This is a genomic window from Morganella morganii, assembly GCF_041099235.1.
GTDB classification, from domain to species: Bacteria; Pseudomonadota; Gammaproteobacteria; order Enterobacterales; family Enterobacteriaceae; genus Morganella; species Morganella morganii_E.
On sequence record NZ_JBFZSO010000001.1, the window covers coordinates 39465 to 56440 of the forward strand.

At 50.9% G+C, this 16976-nt stretch carries 16 protein-coding genes; 7 read left to right on the top strand and 9 right to left on the bottom strand.

Annotated features, from left to right (window positions below; genetic code table 11):
• The first annotated feature begins 127 nt into the window (after positions 1-127).
• Positions 128-1414: an amino acid permease gene (locus tag AB7038_RS00215; RefSeq protein ID WP_368888337.1), complete on the top strand. Its 1287-nt coding sequence runs from the start codon at positions 128-130 to the stop codon at positions 1412-1414.
• Positions 1415-1454: 40 nt separating this feature from the next.
• A complete protein-coding gene (gene metC / locus AB7038_RS00220; RefSeq protein WP_004237615.1) occupies positions 1455-2630 on the top strand; it encodes a cystathionine beta-lyase in 1176 nt (391 codons plus the stop codon).
• 151 nt (positions 2631-2781) lie between these two features.
• Here the strand turns inward: metC and AB7038_RS00225 are convergent, their stop codons facing one another.
• On the bottom strand, positions 2782-3372 hold the full coding sequence (locus AB7038_RS00225) for a phosphatase PAP2 family protein (RefSeq protein WP_349418015.1): 591 nt from the start codon (positions 3370-3372) through the stop codon (positions 2782-2784).
• A gap of 541 nt (positions 3373-3913) precedes the next feature.
• On the opposite strand from AB7038_RS00225, the gene AB7038_RS00230 reads away from it, so the two are divergent.
• Positions 3914-5131, top strand: a complete 1218-nt coding sequence (locus tag AB7038_RS00230; protein ID WP_369452562.1) for a hypothetical protein — start codon at positions 3914-3916, stop codon at positions 5129-5131.
• A gap of 91 nt (positions 5132-5222) precedes the next feature.
• On the opposite strand, the gene AB7038_RS00235 is transcribed toward AB7038_RS00230, so the two are convergent.
• The 4 genes from AB7038_RS00235 to AB7038_RS00250 all read right to left on the bottom strand — a co-directional run bounded on the left by AB7038_RS00235 (position 5223) and on the right by AB7038_RS00250 (position 9055).
• A complete protein-coding gene (locus AB7038_RS00235) occupies positions 5223-6365 on the bottom strand; it encodes an MFS transporter (protein ID WP_368888335.1) in 1143 nt (380 codons plus the stop codon).
• A 263-nt stretch (positions 6366-6628) separates the two neighbouring features.
• Positions 6629-7087: a nucleoside deaminase gene (locus AB7038_RS00240; RefSeq protein ID WP_368888334.1), complete on the bottom strand. Its 459-nt coding sequence runs from the start codon at positions 7085-7087 to the stop codon at positions 6629-6631.
• Positions 7088-7127: 40 nt separating this feature from the next.
• Positions 7128-7526 (bottom strand): VOC family protein, encoded by a 399-nt coding sequence (locus AB7038_RS00245; RefSeq protein ID WP_439958074.1) that lies wholly within the window; start codon positions 7524-7526, stop codon positions 7128-7130.
• Between the two features lie 107 nt (positions 7527-7633).
• A complete protein-coding gene (locus AB7038_RS00250) occupies positions 7634-9055 on the bottom strand; it encodes an MFS transporter (protein ID WP_368888333.1) in 1422 nt (473 codons plus the stop codon).
• Positions 9056-9189: 134 nt separating this feature from the next.
• Here AB7038_RS00250 and AB7038_RS00255 point away from each other — a divergent pair, with 134 nt between their 5' ends.
• Positions 9190-9987, top strand: a complete 798-nt coding sequence (locus AB7038_RS00255) for a helix-turn-helix transcriptional regulator (RefSeq protein WP_368888332.1) — start codon at positions 9190-9192, stop codon at positions 9985-9987.
• Here the strand turns inward: AB7038_RS00255 and AB7038_RS00260 are convergent.
• From AB7038_RS00260 to AB7038_RS00270, 3 genes are all read right to left on the bottom strand, one after another.
• The gene (locus tag AB7038_RS00260; protein WP_369452563.1) at positions 9984-10619 is read right to left on the bottom strand and encodes a LysE family translocator; all 636 of its coding nucleotides are present in this window, start codon (positions 10617-10619) and stop codon (positions 9984-9986) included. The genes AB7038_RS00255 and AB7038_RS00260 overlap by 4 nt on opposite strands.
• Positions 10616-11590, bottom strand: coding sequence for a prolyl aminopeptidase (gene pip, locus AB7038_RS00265; protein WP_368888330.1), 975 nt, complete (start codon positions 11588-11590; stop codon positions 10616-10618). Before pip ends, AB7038_RS00260 begins: the two co-directional genes overlap by 4 nt.
• Positions 11591-11711: 121 nt before the next feature.
• A complete protein-coding gene (locus AB7038_RS00270; RefSeq protein ID WP_369452564.1) occupies positions 11712-12899 on the bottom strand; it encodes an MFS transporter in 1188 nt (395 codons plus the stop codon).
• 116 nt (positions 12900-13015) lie between these two features.
• Here AB7038_RS00270 and AB7038_RS00275 point away from each other — a divergent pair, with 116 nt between their 5' ends.
• The 3 genes from AB7038_RS00275 to AB7038_RS00285 all read left to right on the top strand — a co-directional run bounded on the left by AB7038_RS00275 (position 13016) and on the right by AB7038_RS00285 (position 16157).
• Entirely contained in the window at positions 13016-13918 is a 903-nt protein-coding gene (locus tag AB7038_RS00275) for a LysR substrate-binding domain-containing protein (RefSeq protein ID WP_369452565.1), read from the top strand.
• A gap of 114 nt (positions 13919-14032) precedes the next feature.
• Positions 14033-15085 (top strand): serine hydrolase domain-containing protein, encoded by a 1053-nt coding sequence (locus AB7038_RS00280; protein WP_369452566.1) that lies wholly within the window; start codon positions 14033-14035, stop codon positions 15083-15085.
• Entirely contained in the window at positions 15072-16157 is a 1086-nt protein-coding gene (locus tag AB7038_RS00285; protein ID WP_369452567.1) for an alpha/beta hydrolase family protein, read from the top strand. Before AB7038_RS00280 ends, AB7038_RS00285 begins: the two co-directional genes overlap by 14 nt.
• On the opposite strand, the gene AB7038_RS00290 is transcribed toward AB7038_RS00285, so the two are convergent.
• Entirely contained in the window at positions 16148-16933 is a 786-nt protein-coding gene (locus tag AB7038_RS00290) for a DJ-1/PfpI family protein (protein ID WP_368888326.1), read from the bottom strand. The two genes, AB7038_RS00285 and AB7038_RS00290, sit on opposite strands and share 10 nt — an antisense overlap.
• Between the last annotated feature and the right edge of the window lie 43 nt (positions 16934-16976).

Genomic DNA, 16976 nt, shown 5'->3' on the forward strand with positions numbered 1-16976 from the left:
TGTTCAGCCTGCGTGTTACCCCTTACTATAACAATGGTTTTATAACACTGTATCCATACAACATAAATATATTCACGTTGTTCCTGACTTTTTAAATAATTAAATCTATAACGTTGAGGAATTGACTATGCAAGACAGCATTCAGACAGGTGCAAATGCAAATAGTGATTTAAAAAAGATACCCTTTACCAAATATGATGCCGGATGGGTTGTATTATGTATCGGGATGGCGATCGGTTCAGGGATTGTTTTTATGCCGGTTCAGATCGGTATTAAAGGCATCTGGGTATTTATTGCCGCCACATTATTGTCATATCCGGCGATTTACTGGCTGCAGAATTTATATCTGCGGACATTATCGGAATCGGAAGAATGTGAAGATTATGCCAGCGTTATCACGCAGTATCTGGGGAAAAACTGGGGGGTTGCCCTTGGTATCGCCTACTTCCTGATGCTGCTGCACGGTATGTTTTCCTATTCACTCGCCGTGACCTTCGACAGTGCCTCCTACATCAAAACATTCGGTTTAACGGAAGGATTGTTATCCGATTCGGTGTGGTACGGGCTGATTATCCTGACAGTTCTGGTGGCTATCGCCGCACAGGGGGAGCGCCTGTTATTTAAGGTCTCCGGTCCGATGGTGATTGTGAAATTCGGGATTATCGTATTACTCGGGATTGTGATGGTGCCTTACTGGAACTTTGCCAATATCAGCGCATTCCCGGACTTCCTGCCGTTCCTGCGGGATGTGTTCCTGACACTGCCGTTTACCCTGTTCTCTATTTTGTTCGTGCAGATTTTAAGCCCGATGAACATTGCCTACCGCAGAGTGGAAAAAGACAAGCGTGTCGCAACTTACCGCGCAGTACGGGCAAACCGGGTGGCGTATATTATCCTGGCCGTTGCTGTCCTGTTCTTTGCCTTCTCATTTACGTTCTCGATAAGCCACGACCAGGCCGTCTCCGCGTTTGAGCAGAATATCTCGGCACTGGCGATTGCCGCGCAGGTAATTCCGGGAGCGGTTGTTAAAGTGATGACCGCAATGCTGAATATTTTCGCCATTCTGACCGCGTTTCTCGGCATTTATCTGGGTTTCCAGGAAGCAATCAAAGGTATCGTGGTGAATATTCTGACCCGTTTTATGCCGCAGGAGCGTATTAATCAGACCGTGCTGCATTACGGTGTATGTATCGGCGTGATTCTGTCCCTGTGGTTCTGGGTCTCCACCCGCTTCTCGATTCTGTTCTTTATGCAACTCGGCGGGCCGTTATTCGGCGTGGTTTCCTGCCTGATCCCGTGCTATCTGGTTTACCGCGTGCCGGTCTTACACAAATTCAAAGGTGCAACAGTCTGGTTTATTATCTTCTTCGGCGTGCTGTTGTGTCTCTCTCCGTTCTTTAAGTTTTTCGAATAACGCTGTAAATGAATAATGACGTATTACGCGTGAGGATGTTATGACTAAAAAAACCGTTTCAGATTTTCATATTGATACACAGATAACGCAGCTGGGACGTGACCCGGCGTCACAGTCCGGCTTTGTTAATGCTCCGGTTTACCGGGGATCTACGGTGGTTTTCCCGACCATGGATGCCCTGCTTAATAACCGGGCTGAATTTAACTACGGTACCGCGGGCACGCCGACCATTAAAAATCTCGAGCAATCCTGGAGCGCCCTGGCGGGTGCCGAAGGAACCGTGCTGTCGCCGTCCGGACTGGGCGCCATTGTACTGGCGCTGCTGACCACACTGAAAAGCGGCGATAACCTGCTGATGCCGGACAGCGTTTATCGTCCGACCCGCAATTTCTGCCGTGGTCTGCTGGAAAAAATGGGGATCACCATCACCTATTACGACCCGATGATCGGCGGTGATATTGAGTCTCTGATAAAAAGCAATACCAGCACGATTTTCCTGGAGTCTCCGGGATCTCAGAGCTTTGAGGTTCAGGATGTGCCGGCCATCACGGCGGTGGCGAAAAAATACAATATCGCGACGATTATTGATAATACCTGGGCAACCCCGCTGTTTTTCCGGGCGCATGATATGGGCTGCGACCTCTCCCTTGAGGCCGGTACCAAATATCTGGGCGGTCATTCCGATCTGCTGATGGGAATTGTCTCCGCCAACGCGGAATGGTGGCCGAAACTGCGGGAAACCTATGATCTGATGGCAATGCTGCCGGGGGCGGAAGATTGCTTCCTGGCACTGCGCGGACTGCGTACCCTGTCAATCCGCCTGAAAGAGGCACAGTCACGGGCGCTGGATATTGCACACTGGCTGAAATCGCGTCCGGAAGTGATCCGCGTACTGCATCCGGCCTTTGAGGATTGCCCTGGACACGAGATCTGGAAACGTGATTTCACCGGCTCTTCCGGCCTGTTCTCAGTGGTGCTGGATCCGAAATTTACACAGGATGATGTCGGCAGATTGCTGGACGGCCTTTCCATCTTCGGCATGGGGTATTCCTGGGGTGGTTTTGAAAGCCTGATCACGCCGTTTGATTGCGCGGAATACCGCACTGTCACACAGTGGAATCCGGGCGGACGGACACTTCGCCTGCAAATCGGACTGGAAGATGTTGATGACCTGAAGCGTGACCTGGCTGACGGATTTGCGCGTATGGCGCATTGATATTCCGCCGGAAAAATGAATAGTAAGGTATACCGGAAAACCTGCATTTTGCAGGTTTTTTGTTGAACGGAATCAATAAATGCCCTGTCATCTGACCGGAATCCGGACAAAAAAATGCCGCACTGAATGCGGCAATTAAGTCATGAGGGTATTATATTAATACTGCATAACATTGATAAGCCAGCCAGCCGAGTACCGCACCTGCCGGTAAATCAATAATATAATGCTGTTTGGTGAACATGCAGGATAAGGCGATTAACAGCGGGAACATGAATACCCATGGTCCGAGTGTGGCATAAGCCAGCAGCGCGGTTAATGTGGCAACAGAGACGTGCATGCTCGGGAAACAGTTGGATGTATCGTCGAATTTCTGCACAAACAGCAGGAATTTTTCGGACGCTTTCTTCCCGGTATTCATTTCACGCCAGTGCGGCGGCGTGGCAACCGGATACACCACAAAGAAAAACATCTGCATCAGTAACAGGATAACATAGCTGAATACGATGATGATAAACTGACGTGAATCCTGAATAATCCAGTTCAGATAGAGAATCGCCGGATAATAAAGAAAGCTGTAAATCCAGGACCACCAGGGCCAGAAAGGAATTTTTTCATCCAGTGCAGAGTTAAATGTTTTAACCGGCCTGACCATATGACGCTGCGTAAAGAAATAAAACTGATACACACCTACGATAATAATACCACTGAGCACCAGGTGAATAACCCTGTCGATAAACATCATCTGAAAATTTCCTTTTAAAAAAAATCAATTAAACTGCTTTTCTGATTTTCAGCACACCGTGTTTTAGCATACCAGGGCATGAAATACTATCGTGTCATTTTATGTTGAATTGTAAAATCATAATAATATCAAGGTGCTACAGTCATTTATCACGATAAGGAAAATTCCTAATTTTCCGGGAAAGTAGTGTCACTCTATTGATTTGACGGATAATATTTTATAAACCCGTCAGGTTCCGGTGTAATTTATCCGGCAGGCTGTTTTAAAAGCGTAAAACCAGCAGGTAACTATTTATGTCAACAACACTCACACTACGGGCAGTAACACCGGATATTCCGCTTACCGCTATCATTTTTTTGCTTCCCGGGATTCAGAAACAGAGCTGAATGCTTATCCGGACAGTGAATATCATCCGCAGGTTACGGAAAAACCACTGTAATAGCGTTTCTCATAAATCTGATAAAAATTAGTCTGTTACCGGCAGATAAGCAGCCATAAACTGATTTCCCCTTATCTGTTTATTATCTGCCGGAGAAACATTATGACTCAGACTTCTGCCTTTCACCTTGCCGCAGAAAGTACCCAGCCACAACTGCATATGCTGACGTTGCAGGCACTGAATATGATCCCGCCTGCATCTTTCTCTGTACCAGCCACTTCACCGCAGGGAATTGCCACCACCATTCTCAGCATGGTGCTGAAACTGGTCTATAAAAAAATGACAGAGCCAAAAGAGGTGGATGTCATTGGTATTATTCAGGAAACACTGATGAAAAATACCTCTGAATGGTTGGAATCAGAATATCAGGCAGTCCGCAAAGATGCCGAAAGTCTGCAGGATGCTATCAATTCCTGGCAGAATTCACCGACAGAAGAGGCACGCCAGCTGATTGTGGTACGCAATGAGATTGCTGTCGCGGATATGCGCCGGTTATGTATTCTCAGTATCAATACCGCAAAAAGCAGAGGTATTGTCCGGCTGTGTGGCGTGTGTGCCCTGTCCTGCCTGCTCTATTTCTTTACACTGCGCGATACCCTGGTATTCGGTAAGAGCTGGGGATACGCCTCTGATATGCTGGAAAAATACAGCAAAGCCCTGACGGAACAGGCGGATATTATGTTTAAGGATGTGCTGACCGCAGAGATCAACAATTACACCGAAAATGATGATTTTTATGATCCGGAAAGCCAGGCCAAACGCTCTGTTATTTACTGGACATCCGGGTACACCAATATTCAGGATCATCTGACTTACGGCGCGCAGCAAAAATCCACCAGGGTTTGCCTTGAACGTACTGATATTGCCGCCAACCCGGTTAATGCTGAAAACCATACGGTTTATCTCGGCAATCTGTTCCTGACCGCCGGTAATTCTTCCGCGGACGGCAGTTATAATTATTTATCCGCCACGGAACCCCGCTGTTATGACAGAGGCGGAGACCCGGTTACTCTGCCGGTCAGAAGTGCCGGTCAGTATCATCTCCGCCTGTATTATGCCTATATGACCAACTCCCTCAGTTTTGATTATGAAACACAATTACGGATAGAACAGGCCGGAAAAATTATCACCGATTCCCATCTGACAGATTTAACCAAAACGGTGCTGACCCCTTATAAATCCGGCTCAAACTATGGCCCGGTGATTTACCGGGAAACACAACTGCACCTGGAGGAAGGCGATATTGTGCTGACATTCCATGAGGACCGTTCACTGTCCGGCGGCGGGTTGTTACAGCATGTTGAGTTTGTGAAAGTATAAAGAGATACAATCCCGTCACCGGAAACCGGTGACGGGATGTCCGGATCACGCCGGTTTTTGACTTTGTCATCGTCCGGGGTAATTTTACAGATCAGCGCCATATCCGGGCTGAGAATGCACCTGTCAATACGGTTGCGCAACACAATAACGCAGTCACTGCGGGTAATAACATCTGACTATCCTGCTGTGCCGCTGCCACCGGCAATAAAATAAAGACACTCAGATTATTCATACTTTCTGACAATGCCAGCACCTCTCCTTTTCGTGTTCCGGCATGCTCAGCAATGATGGCTGTACTGACGGGAGCGGCAATCCCCAGGGCGCATCCCTGCAATAGCATCCACAACATCATCCCCGGAAGCCCGCCTGTTCCGCTGATAAAACCGGCAATCATCACACTCATCACTATCAGGCTGATGAGCAGCAACCGGGTATCTGTACCGCTTAAACGCCGGAACAGCGGCAACAAGATATTCCCGGTCAATAATCCGCCGCCAAATATTGCACTGATAAGCCCTATCGTTCCGGTATTCAGCCCGAACCTGTAACGCAGCAATTCCCCGCTAAGAACAAACATAACCACTGCGCTACCGTTCCACAGACCTTTTGCTGCGATCAACCCCGATAATGCCGGTGAATAGCATTTTCCGGTTAACGGGGTTGCCGGTTGAGCGGAAACGCTGCTGATACCGTGAAACACAAAGCAGCAGATAATCCACATGATCAGGCTTCCGGCAGCGGTCAGCAGAAAAGGCGCATACCAGCCGCAGCGAACCGTAAGCCATCCGGCAATCACCGGGCCGGAAATTATACCGGCGGTCATGCCTGTCATCACCAATCCCATCGCGGAAGCCTGTCTGTTATGCGGAAATTGTTCCGCGATCAGCGCAAATACTGACGGGATCAGCACGGCAGACGCCAGTCCGCCCAAAATACGCAAGCCCACAGCAACACTGAAACTCGGTGCCAGTGCCAGTGCGATACCATCCGCCACAAACAGTAATAATGCGGCACGCAACATCCGGTAACGGCCGATACGGTCTGACAGCCGTCCCAGCACCGGCGCGGCGAGTGCATACGATAAGGTATACACCGCAATCAGCCATGAGGCTTGCGCGGGTGTTACATCAAATGCAGCCGCCAGCGGCGTGAGCATCGGTGAAACCATAAATTCAGTAATACCGGCAAAAAATACCGTGAATGCCAGTACCGGCAATGTATAAAGTGAAATCATAAAAATCCTGTATAACGAAATGAAAATAAACGGGTTATGGATTGAATTCACTCATCAGGGAAAGATAAAACAGGCAAAATAACAGGCAGATGGAGGATGTACCGCTGATAAAACGCAGTATGTTCAGAGGATAAATAAGAGGAATGTAAAACAGAGCGGAGAATACAGAAGGTAAAAAATACAAAACCGGCAGAGGATACCGGCGGTCATGATATCAGGAATACCGGCTGCCGGAAACCCGGCAGCATCAGTGGCAACAATAATCAGTTCTGTTTTTGCCGCCAGAAATCATACAGTGACGGCTCACCTTCCGGTTTTTGCTGCGTAAAAGAAAAACCGGGTTGTTCATGCGGATCAGCCCGTAAAGCCAGTGCGATCGATGCTGTTGATAAACCATAAGGTTCCGCATCCGCATTGGAATACGCATATACCGCACGGGTTACGCCAGCCATTCGCATCGCTGCCAGGCACATCGGGCATGGCTGTCCGCTGGCATACACCACGCAATCTTCCAGCCGGGTCTGCCGGAGGTTGTTACCGGCATGGCGCAGAGCCAGCAATTCCGCATGGGCGGTCGGATCATGCAACTCAAGCATCTGATTAACCCCCTCACCGACAATTTCCCCGTTTCTGACCACAACGGCACCAAACGGGCGTCCGCCTTTTTCGACATTCCGGCGGGCCAGTGCTATCGCCTGAGCCAGAAATTTACTATCTGTCATCAGTTATTCCTCATAGTTAACAGGCTGTTCAGATGTCTGATTATACCGCCCGGGATGTGACCGGCAGGCCAATCTCAATCAGATTTAAATCCGGGTCACGGAAATAGACCGATATTATCGGGCCGGTTGCACCGGTGCGTTCCACCGGCCCCTCTTCCACAACAATTTTTTCTTTTGCCAGATGCGCCAGCGTCTGTTCAACCGGGGTTCCGGTGAGAAAGCAGAGATCTGCTGAACCCGGCACTGGTTTATCCGCATTCGGCAGAAATTCATTTCCTGCCTGATGCAAATTAATTTTCTGGTGGCCAAACACTAAAGCCTTGCGATCCCCGCGAAATGTAATGACCGAAAATCCCAGTACGCGGCGGTAAAAATCACAGGTTTTTTCAATATCAGCCACCGTCAGAACCAGATGGTCAAGGTGCGAAATTGTAATCATCAATCAACTCCCTGTATCGCTGTTATGCGTACATTACGTGGTATCACATTGACTGAAAATACACAATTCGGGGGATTTTCTTTTTTTAATACATCCGTAATGATGCACTACAGACAGGAAACTATTTCCGGTTGCCGGGCGTGTGTCAGGCGATAAATCAGATATGCGGCACACAATGCCATCAGCACATTGAATCCGAGGCTGACACTGTAAACCGCAGCAGGAGCAGATAACAGTACGGTATCTTCGCTGTGCCGGAGTGAAAACTGTAAAATCACAGATACTGCGGTTGCACCGGTTGCCGCACCAATCTGTTGTAACGTGGCCGTCAGTCCGGATGCCATCCCGGCCTGTGCCGGTGTAACCCGGGACAGTACAATATTCAGCATCGGGGTCATAATCATGCCCTGTGTGAACCCGACCAAAAACAGGAGCAGGCTGAGTACCACATTTGTGGTGCTTTGCGGCAGAAAATTCAGCCCGGCGATTAATACCAGATAACTGACGGCATACCCTGATGCACCGTAATAAATCACCGACTCGCCCAGTCTGATAGTCATTCGTGGTGTGATAAAGGAAGCAATAACAAAACCAATACTGGACGGCACAAAAATCAGCCCTGCTTCCAGCGGTGTGGCCCCCATACCGTTTTGCAGTAACAGGGAAAGTATCAGCGGAAATGCGGATGAAGTGGCATAGACACACAGTACAGCGCCGGTGCCGGTAACAAATGGCCGGTTACTCAGTACCGCAATATCAAACAGCGGCGTTTGCCCGGTGCGTGATAAGTGCTGCTGATAACGGACAAAACAGAACAACAGAACCATACCCGTAAGCAGCAATCCGGTACTGAAGAGTGTCAGGCCCCAAACCGGTAACATCAGAAACGGTAACAGAAATGCGGTGATACCTGAGGCGGATAACAGCACGCCCGGCCAGTCAGTGGTGAGTCCGTCCGCAGCGCGCCCCTCTTGTAAATGACGGGACAATACCAGCGCCAGAATACCAACAGGGAGATTAACCAGAAAAATCAGCCGCCAGCCCATATCAAACAGATTCAGGGTAATAAGCCAGCCACCCAGTGCCTGACCGGCAATCGCGGCCAGCCCCAATGTCATACCAAGCCAGCCGAAGGCTTTTCCGGCCTGCGTTTCATCAAAATTCAGGCGAATCCCGGCATACACCTGCGGGAACAGCAATGCGGCAGCCAGTCCCTGGATAAAACGGGCAATCACCAGTAATAAGGCTGTCGGTGCAACTGCACACAACAGTGATGCGAGTGTAAAAAAGGCCATTCCGGCCTGATATAACCGGCGGCGTCCGTAAATATCGCCCAGCCGTCCGCCGGTGATCAGCAGAAGGCCGAATGCCAGTTCATACCCGGCAATAATCAGTGTCAGTTCAGTGAAATTGGCCTGTAAGCCGCGTTCGATACTGACTATCGCCACATTGACGACAAACAGATCAAAAATAGTGACAAACCCGGCGAGGACTAATACAAACAGTGCGATACGTTGTTGCTGATTCATGTTTTTCTCATTTTGCCATTTTTAAAAGCAGGAATGAGACTATAATCAGGTCGTTATCCTGTTACAATTTAACCGTTTATACTATTACTAATAGTGACAGGAACTCAGGGCAACATAGCAAAAGGCATCTGATAATGAGTGAAAACCCGCGCACACGGCCGGAGCTGGCTGATTTTTTACGAACAAAACGCGAAAGCCTGACCCCGGAATGTGTGGGGCTACCGCATACTTCGCGCCGCCGTACTCCGGGTCTGCGCCGTGAGGAAGTCGCCGCACTCGCCGGTGTGGGTCTGACCTGGTACACCTGGCTGGAACAGGGACGTGAAATCGGGGTATCCACCCGCTTTCTGGACAATCTTGCGCGGACACTGCGTCTGAATGAGGCAGAACGCCAGCACCTGTATCTGCTGGCCCATCAGCGGGCTCCGGAAGCGTCCGGTGATACTGAACATCATGTGCCGCCGGTCATCACCCGGATGCTGGATGATTTTCCGGATAATTATCTCTGCTATGTGCTGAATCTGCATTGGGATGTGCTGGCGTATAATGAAAAAGCAGATCGTTACCTGCACTTCTCTGAAGCACAGCCCGGGATGTGTAACTTTCTCTATTTGCTGTTTACCGATCCCCGCTATCAGACCCGGTTTACAGACTGGGAAACCGATGCTCAGCGTCTGCTTGCCAGTTTCCGCCGGGATTATGCCAGAACAAAACATGACCCCAATATTCAGCGGATGATAACGACGTTATGTCAGGAATCTGCGGCTTTTGACACCTTGTGGAATAAACACGAAATATATCAGCCCTGTAACGGTATCCGTGAAATTGAATTTAACGGCAGACGGGAAACCTACGAGTATGCGTCCCTGACATTTGATATCGATAAATCCAACCGGTTACTGGTGTATACGCCGGTTACCGGTGAGGATTAAATCACCGATGACACCGCCAGCAGTAATGCCATAAGGATCATCAGGATACCGCCGCACAGATTAAACCAGCGCAGACTGTTCCCCCGGAAAAATGATGCGGATTTAACAGCATGTGCGGCATAAACCCAGATAATATCGATAACAATGCCCAGGGCTATCGGGATCAGCGACATCAGCAGCAACACGGTGGTTGCGGACATCTCCGGCGGAATTTCACCGGTAAATCCGGGGACAATCGTACCGAACATAATCACGGATTTCGGGTTCGCAGCACCGACAATAATACCGGCAAAAAACGACTGACGGCCTTTATTCGCCGGCACATCTATCGCCATACTGATACGGGATGCCCGGACATACTGCCAGCCAATCAGTAACAGGACAAATGCCCCGACCAGGCGAATAAGCATCGGGATCTGCGGAGAAGACATCAGTACTGCGCCAATTCCGAAAGAAAGTAATACCGCAATGCTGTACATGCCGATAGCATTTCCCGCCACGCCTTTCAGGGCATTTTTCTTCCCGGCAGATAACGCCTGGCCGACCAGAAACAGAATACTCGGCCCCGGAATGGCAATCAGCACGGAGCTGGTGATCACCAGCCCCAAAATACCCTGCAAATTGCAGGTCATTGCTCCTGACCGGCAAAATAGTCTGTGGCCCGCAGCAACTGATCCCGGATCCCCGGTTCAGACATCGCATGCCCTGCACCTTCAATCAGATGCAGCACAGATCCCGGCCAGGCTTTATGCAGATGCCACGCAAAGGTTGCCGGACACGGCATATCATAACGTCCGTGGACAATAATTCCCGGAATACCATGCAGCCGGTGAATATCACGCAGCAACTGTCCTTCCTTCAGCCAGCACTGGTGATAAAAATAGTGATTTTCCAGCCGGGCAAAGGCGATGGCGAAATGGTCATCGGTAAATTCGCCTACGTGCTCCGCATTCGGTAGCAGTGTGGTGGTTTTCCCTTCCCACAGAGTCCAGGCTTTGGCCGCCGCCAGCTGAACCTGAACATCATCACCGGTCAGCAATTTATGGTAGGCAGCAATCATATTGTGGCGTTCCTGCACCGGAACCGGTGCCAGAAAGGCTTCCCACTCTTCCGGGAACATCTGTGAAACGCCAAATTGGTAATACCAGTTCAGTTCTGCCTGTGTCACGGTATACACACCGCGCAGAATGATTTCACTGACCTGCTGCGGATGCGTTTCACTGTATGCCAGCGCAAGGCTCGAGCCCCAGGAACCACCGAATACCAGCCATTTGCTGACACCGGTATGCTTTCTCAGACGCTCAATGTCATCCACCAGATCCCACGTGGTGTTATGGGCAATTTCAGCATGGGGTGTTGAACGCCCGCAACCGCGCTGGTCAAACAGCAGCACATCATAACGGGCCGGATCAAAATAGCGCCGGTATTCAGGGCTGATGCCGCCGCCGGGCCCGCCGTGCAGGAAAACCGCCGGTTTCGCCCCCGGTGTACCGGTGCGTTCGTAATAGATCCGGTGACCATGACCAACATCGAGAAAACCGGTCTCATAAGGCTCAATGGCCGGATACAAAGTACGGAATGTTGTGTCAGAAGAGGTTGTCATAGCAAAATCACCGGTTATCAGTAAACAGAATCCACCACTCTAATCAATAATCCGCATAAAAGACAAGCAGTCCGTGGATTTATATCACGGACTGCCATACTGTTTTAACCAGCTAATTCATTCAGATAGTCGTGCATTGCTTTGCATCTGAAACAGACTTCTGCGGTTTTGCCCTGTGTAAGGTTATCCGCAGCACCACTAATCCGGCGGCCGCTACCGCCGCCCCGGCATAACTGACACCGGCATAATCACCACCATTTGCCAGCACCGATGCCCCCAGCGCGGCACCCACTGCATTACCGAGATTAAAGGCACCGATATTAACTGATGAGGCCAGTGCCTGTGCTTCAGAGGCTACCTGCATGACTTTGACCTGAAGCGGCGGAACGATACCAAAACTGGCCGCACCCCAGATAACCAGCATGATCCCGGCAGTGACAGTGTCACGGGCCATAAGCGGAAACAGAACCATCGTCAGCGCCAGCAATGCAAATAATCCGTACAATGTGCGGGAAACAGAACGGTTTGCCCATACTCCGCCCAGATAATTCCCCAGTGTGAAACCCAGCCCGACCAGAACCAGCATAATGCTGATCTGAGTTTCCGGAACGGCAGAGATAAAGGTCAGCGCGGGAGCAATATAGGTATAAAACGTAAACATGGCGCTGGCACCCAGCACAGTACACAGCATTGCCAGTAATACCGCCGGACGGGTCAGCACCTGTAATTCACGGCGCAGATTAAGTGCCTGTCCCTGCATATTACGCGGCAGTGATCGCAGCAGCGCCGCCATTGTCAGCAGGCCGAGAAGACTGACCACAAAGAAGGATTCACGCCAGCCCAGCATCTGGGACAGTTTGGTGATCGCCGGAACGCCGCCGATATTAGCAATAGTCAGCCCCATAAACATGCCCGCAATCGCCCCGGCTTCTTTGCCTTTGGCTACCACCCGCGTCGCCACCATAGCACCGATGCCGAAAAACGCGCCGTGATTCAGGCTGGTGATAAAACGGGCGACCAGCAGCGTATTATAATCCGGTGCCAGCGCCGACAGCACATTACCTGCCGTAAAGATACTCATCAGGAAAATCAGTGCCGCTTTAGGCGAACGCCGGATCAGCAGTAACGTCATTACCGGTGCACCCAGCATCACACCCAGTGCATACACCACAACCAGCATCCCGGCGGCGGGAATGGAAACAGCCAGTGACCCGGCGATTTCCGGCAGCATACCCATCGGGGAAAATTCCGTTGCCCCGATAGCAAACGCGCCGACAGACAGGGATAACAGAGCAGTATTTGTTCGCATAATGTCCTCAGAATAAAAAAACAACGTCACAGTGTTGTCAGGACGGGGATTCTGCCACATTGATTTTTGCGGAAACAGCCGTTAATCTGCAAAAAACAATTGAATAAAACGCAACAATGAGAATCACTCTGGAAGAAATGCGGGCCTTTATCGCCGTGGTTGACAGCGGCTCCGTCACAGCCGCCGCCGCACAGAACGGGTTGACGGTTTCCGCCATCAGCCGCGCTCTGCTGCGTCTTGAAGAAAAGATGAACAGTACCCTGCTGTACCGCACCACGCGGCGGCTCAAACTGAGTGAAGAAGGTGCATTGTTTCTGCAGAAAGCCCGTGATGTGGTGCAACTGGCACAGGAAGCAGAAGATGTGCTGATGAACCACAAAGAGATCCCCTCCGGCACATTGCGTATTGATGCCTCGACACCTGTTCAGCTCCATGTGATAGCACCGCTGGTGACACAATTCCATGAACGTTACCCGCAAATCCGCCTTGAGCTGACCAACTATGAAGGCATTACTAATTTACTGGAAAAACAGACTGATATTGCATTCCGCTTTGGTCCGCTTGCGGATTCTTCCCTGCATGCCACGCTGATGGGCTACACCCGTCAGCGGATTCTGGCCAGTCCGCGTTATCTTCAGCAACATGGCGAACCGAAAACGCCGGAAGATTTGGCACAGCATACTCTGCTGGGATTTATCGCGCCGGAAAGCCTGAATACCTGGCCGCTGTATGACGGTAATAAAAAGGGACTGAAAATTACCCCGTCACTGGCCGCGAGCAGCGGGGAAATTATCTGCAACCTGGCACGTTCCGGCGCGGGAATTGCCTGTATCTCTGATTTTGTGACACACGAAATGCGCGAAAACGGGGAATTTCGTCAGGTTCTGACGTCATACACTTATGAAAACAAACTGCCGATTAATGCCGTGTATTACCGCAGTCAGGCACTTTCTCCCCGGCTGCGCTGTTTTATCGATTTTGTTCTGCAACACAGCCAGTGTTTTAAGCGTACCGGTTAATCTGAACACTACCTTAAGCCGCTGACAGCGCATCACAGTATCTTCTCGACAATATTTTTCAGCACATTTAGTCTTAAAATAAATCTGCCCTGTAAAAATAAGAGATAAACAACAATGCAAACAGCACTGAATGCGCTGACAGCGGGCTTTTCGCCGGATGAGCCCGGTGTTATCGTCATGGTGCATACCGATAACGGCGCAACATGGTACAGTTGCCGGGGCATGGCGGATGTGGCAACCCGCTCACCGGTAACACCGGACACTATTTTTAATTTAGCGTCTGTTTCCAAGCAATTCACCGCATTTTCGCTGCTGTTACTGGTGCAGGAAGGTAAAATTTCGCTCAGTGATTCTGTTTTGTCCGTCTTGCCGGAGCTGGGCGAATATGCCCGTCCGGTGACATTACGCCATCTGCTGCACCACACCGGCGGACTGAAGGACTATATGGATCTGGCTTTTGCCCGAAAAACCGGTTTTTATGACCCGCTGACACCACAGGAAACCCTGGCGGATCTGATCAGTCAGACAGAAGCGAATTTTCCGCCCGGTACCCGCCATGATTACAGTAATACCGGCTATTTTCTGCTGTCACAGGTTATTGAACGAGTCAGCGGACAGTCATTGGCTGATTTTGCCCGCGAACGGATTTTCGCGCCGCTGGAAATGAATAATACCTTTATTGTTGAGCAATATCCGGCACCGCAGACCACTGCCACCGGTTACGGCAAAGCTGCCGGTCAGTGGCGTATTTCCGAAAGCCCGTGGACACACACCGGTGACGGCGCGGTGCACTCCAGTGCCGCTGACCTGATGAAATGGGGCGAAAACTATCGCACCGCCTGTGCCGGTGGTACTTCGCTGATACAACAGATGGCAGAAACCCTTTCCCCGCTGACAGAAAGCGGCACGCCCGTTACGGATTATGAGCCTTATGCCGCGGGGTTACATACCCTTCATCATTTCGGTGAACTGAGTCTGGAACATGCCGGAGGCTGGATGGGTACCAGCACTTACTTTATTCGCCTGACAGAATCAGACACCACTATCGTCGCGTTATCCAACCGCGAAGAATGTGATACTGAAGCCCTGGCCCGTGCCGCCGCTGCCGCCTTTCTCCGCCCTGCATTCCCTGCCGCGATCACGGACCACTGGGATGAGGAAGAATAACAACATGATAGCGCGTTATCTCCGCCGGACACTTGCCGGGCTCGTTCTGCTGTTGCTGGCTGCCGGACTGGTGCTGTTTTTTACCAGCCATCTTGATGATTTTGATTTCGACAATGCAGTAGCAAAAGAACTGACCTTCACCTCACAGGGAAATACCCTTTCCGGTACCCTGCTGCTGCCCGGCAGCGGACACCCGGCGGCGGTTGCCGTGATTATTCATGGTGACGGCCCGCAGGACAGATATTCGGACAACGGATATAACCCGCTGTTTAATACTCTGCTGGATGCTGGTATTGCAGTATTTTCCTGGGATAAAGCCGGCACCGGCAGCAGTCAGGGAAACTGGCTGCATCAGTCAATGGATGATCGCGCAGCGGAAGCCATGGCCGCACTGACACTGATACAGTCCCGCTATCAGAACACCTCTGTACAGGTTGGTTTTCTCGGTTTTTCCCAGGCCGGATGGGTGATCCCGGTGGCGGCAGCACAATCACAGCCTGATTTTTCCGTGATTATCGGCGGTGCCGTGAACTGGCGGGGTCAGGGACAATTTTATCAGGGGCTGCGCTACGCACAGCAGGGTAAATCTCAGGCGGAGATCACTCAACTGCTGACCGCAGAACAGGCCGGGAATGACCGGATATTTGGTGCGGATGGTTCAAAAGACCCGGCACAACGGGGTGATATGACACCTGACCGTTTTGAGTTTGTGGTAAAAAATTACCTTAGTGATGCCACCCCGGCGATCCTACAGATGAACGGTCGTGTGCTGGCGGTATGGGGCGCGGAGGATCTGAATGTCGATGCCCGGCAGAATGCCTGCCGTTATCATTCACTTTTGAAAGATAATCCAAAGGCAAATGTTATTGTCTTGCCGCAGGCCGGGCACGGTTTATTACAGGCACCCGCCTTTAATTATCAGCTCAGCAGCGACTGGCCGGTACTGCGCCAGTGGCAGTTTCTGTACGCCGGAAGGGAAGCCTATTATCCGGGAGCATTGTCTCTTATTACTGACTGGATCAAAAACAAAACCCCGGATTTGACAGCGTATTATCCGGTTTGTCAGCCCTGAATCATCTGCTGATAACAGGCATAGCCGCGCTTCGCTGCTTCGTGATATTGCCGGTTCAGCGGTGCGGTCATGCTTTGTGAAACAGCAGTCATTTCCGGCCCCGCAAGTTGCGGTGAACCGGTACGGAACGGCGGGCGCGGGTCGTATTCAATCGCCAGTTCAACCAGCGCAGCCAGCTTTTCACCCCGCAGAGCTTTCAGCACCAGTAATGAGGCATCAAACGAACCGGTGGCCGGACCCGAGGTGTAGATAGTATCGTCGATCACCACATCACTGCCACCGACGGCAACAGCCCCGACATCAGGCAGCATCGGCACCACATTGCTGTTACTGGTTGCCCTTCTGCCTTTCAGTAATCCGGCGGTGCCCAGCATCAGCGAACCGTAGCAGGTGCCAATCACATATTTTGCTTTTTGCCCTGCCTGCGCGAAAAAGCGGATCACCTCAGGGTCTTCAATCACTTCCGGCGGCACCATGCCGGTCACCAGCACATCCAGATCATCCGGACACTCATCAAAGGTCATTGTCGGCATCGTCGGCCAGCCGATATAGCCTTCCACCAGCTCCCGGCGTTTCCAGATAAAATAGATTTCCGCCCCGGCAATCGTAAAAACGGACTGCGCGCCGTTGATATCCATCGGCATATAGCCCGGACAGACAAAAATCCCGACTTTCAGCAATGCGGGCTGTGATGCGCGTCCGGCAGCGATCAGCGCCTGAATGGAAGGCGTGCTCAGCCCGTAAATCGTTTCAACTGCATAATCATGATCAGACATCAAAATACTCCGTGACAACATTTATTTACTAACCGGTAAAATA

Bases quoted from the DNA above. Each gene is read 5' to 3' on its own strand.
- AB7038_RS00215 (WP_368888337.1), top strand. From the start codon at position 128: ATGCAAGACAGCATTCAGACAGGTGCAAATGCAAATAGTGATTTAAAA.
- metC (WP_004237615.1), top strand. From the start codon at position 1,455: ATGACTAAAAAAACCGTTTCAGATTTTCATATTGATACACAGATAACG.
- AB7038_RS00225 (WP_349418015.1), bottom strand. From the start codon at position 3,372: ATGATGTTTATCGACAGGGTTATTCACCTGGTGCTCAGTGGTATTATT.
- AB7038_RS00230 (WP_369452562.1), top strand. From the start codon at position 3,914: ATGACTCAGACTTCTGCCTTTCACCTTGCCGCAGAAAGTACCCAGCCA.
- AB7038_RS00235 (WP_368888335.1), bottom strand. From the start codon at position 6,365: ATGATTTCACTTTATACATTGCCGGTACTGGCATTCACGGTATTTTTT.
- AB7038_RS00240 (WP_368888334.1), bottom strand. From the start codon at position 7,087: ATGACAGATAGTAAATTTCTGGCTCAGGCGATAGCACTGGCCCGCCGG.
- AB7038_RS00245 (WP_439958074.1), bottom strand. From the start codon at position 7,526: ATGATTACAATTTCGCACCTTGACCATCTGGTTCTGACGGTGGCTGAT.
- AB7038_RS00250 (WP_368888333.1), bottom strand. From the start codon at position 9,055: ATGAATCAGCAACAACGTATCGCACTGTTTGTATTAGTCCTCGCCGGG.
- AB7038_RS00255 (WP_368888332.1), top strand. From the start codon at position 9,190: ATGAGTGAAAACCCGCGCACACGGCCGGAGCTGGCTGATTTTTTACGA.
- AB7038_RS00260 (WP_369452563.1), bottom strand. From the start codon at position 10,619: ATGACCTGCAATTTGCAGGGTATTTTGGGGCTGGTGATCACCAGCTCC.
- pip (WP_368888330.1), bottom strand. From the start codon at position 11,590: ATGACAACCTCTTCTGACACAACATTCCGTACTTTGTATCCGGCCATT.
- AB7038_RS00270 (WP_369452564.1), bottom strand. From the start codon at position 12,899: ATGCGAACAAATACTGCTCTGTTATCCCTGTCTGTCGGCGCGTTTGCT.
- AB7038_RS00275 (WP_369452565.1), top strand. From the start codon at position 13,016: ATGAGAATCACTCTGGAAGAAATGCGGGCCTTTATCGCCGTGGTTGAC.
- AB7038_RS00280 (WP_369452566.1), top strand. From the start codon at position 14,033: ATGCAAACAGCACTGAATGCGCTGACAGCGGGCTTTTCGCCGGATGAG.
- AB7038_RS00285 (WP_369452567.1), top strand. From the start codon at position 15,072: ATGAGGAAGAATAACAACATGATAGCGCGTTATCTCCGCCGGACACTT.
- AB7038_RS00290 (WP_368888326.1), bottom strand. From the start codon at position 16,933: ATGTCTGATCATGATTATGCAGTTGAAACGATTTACGGGCTGAGCACG.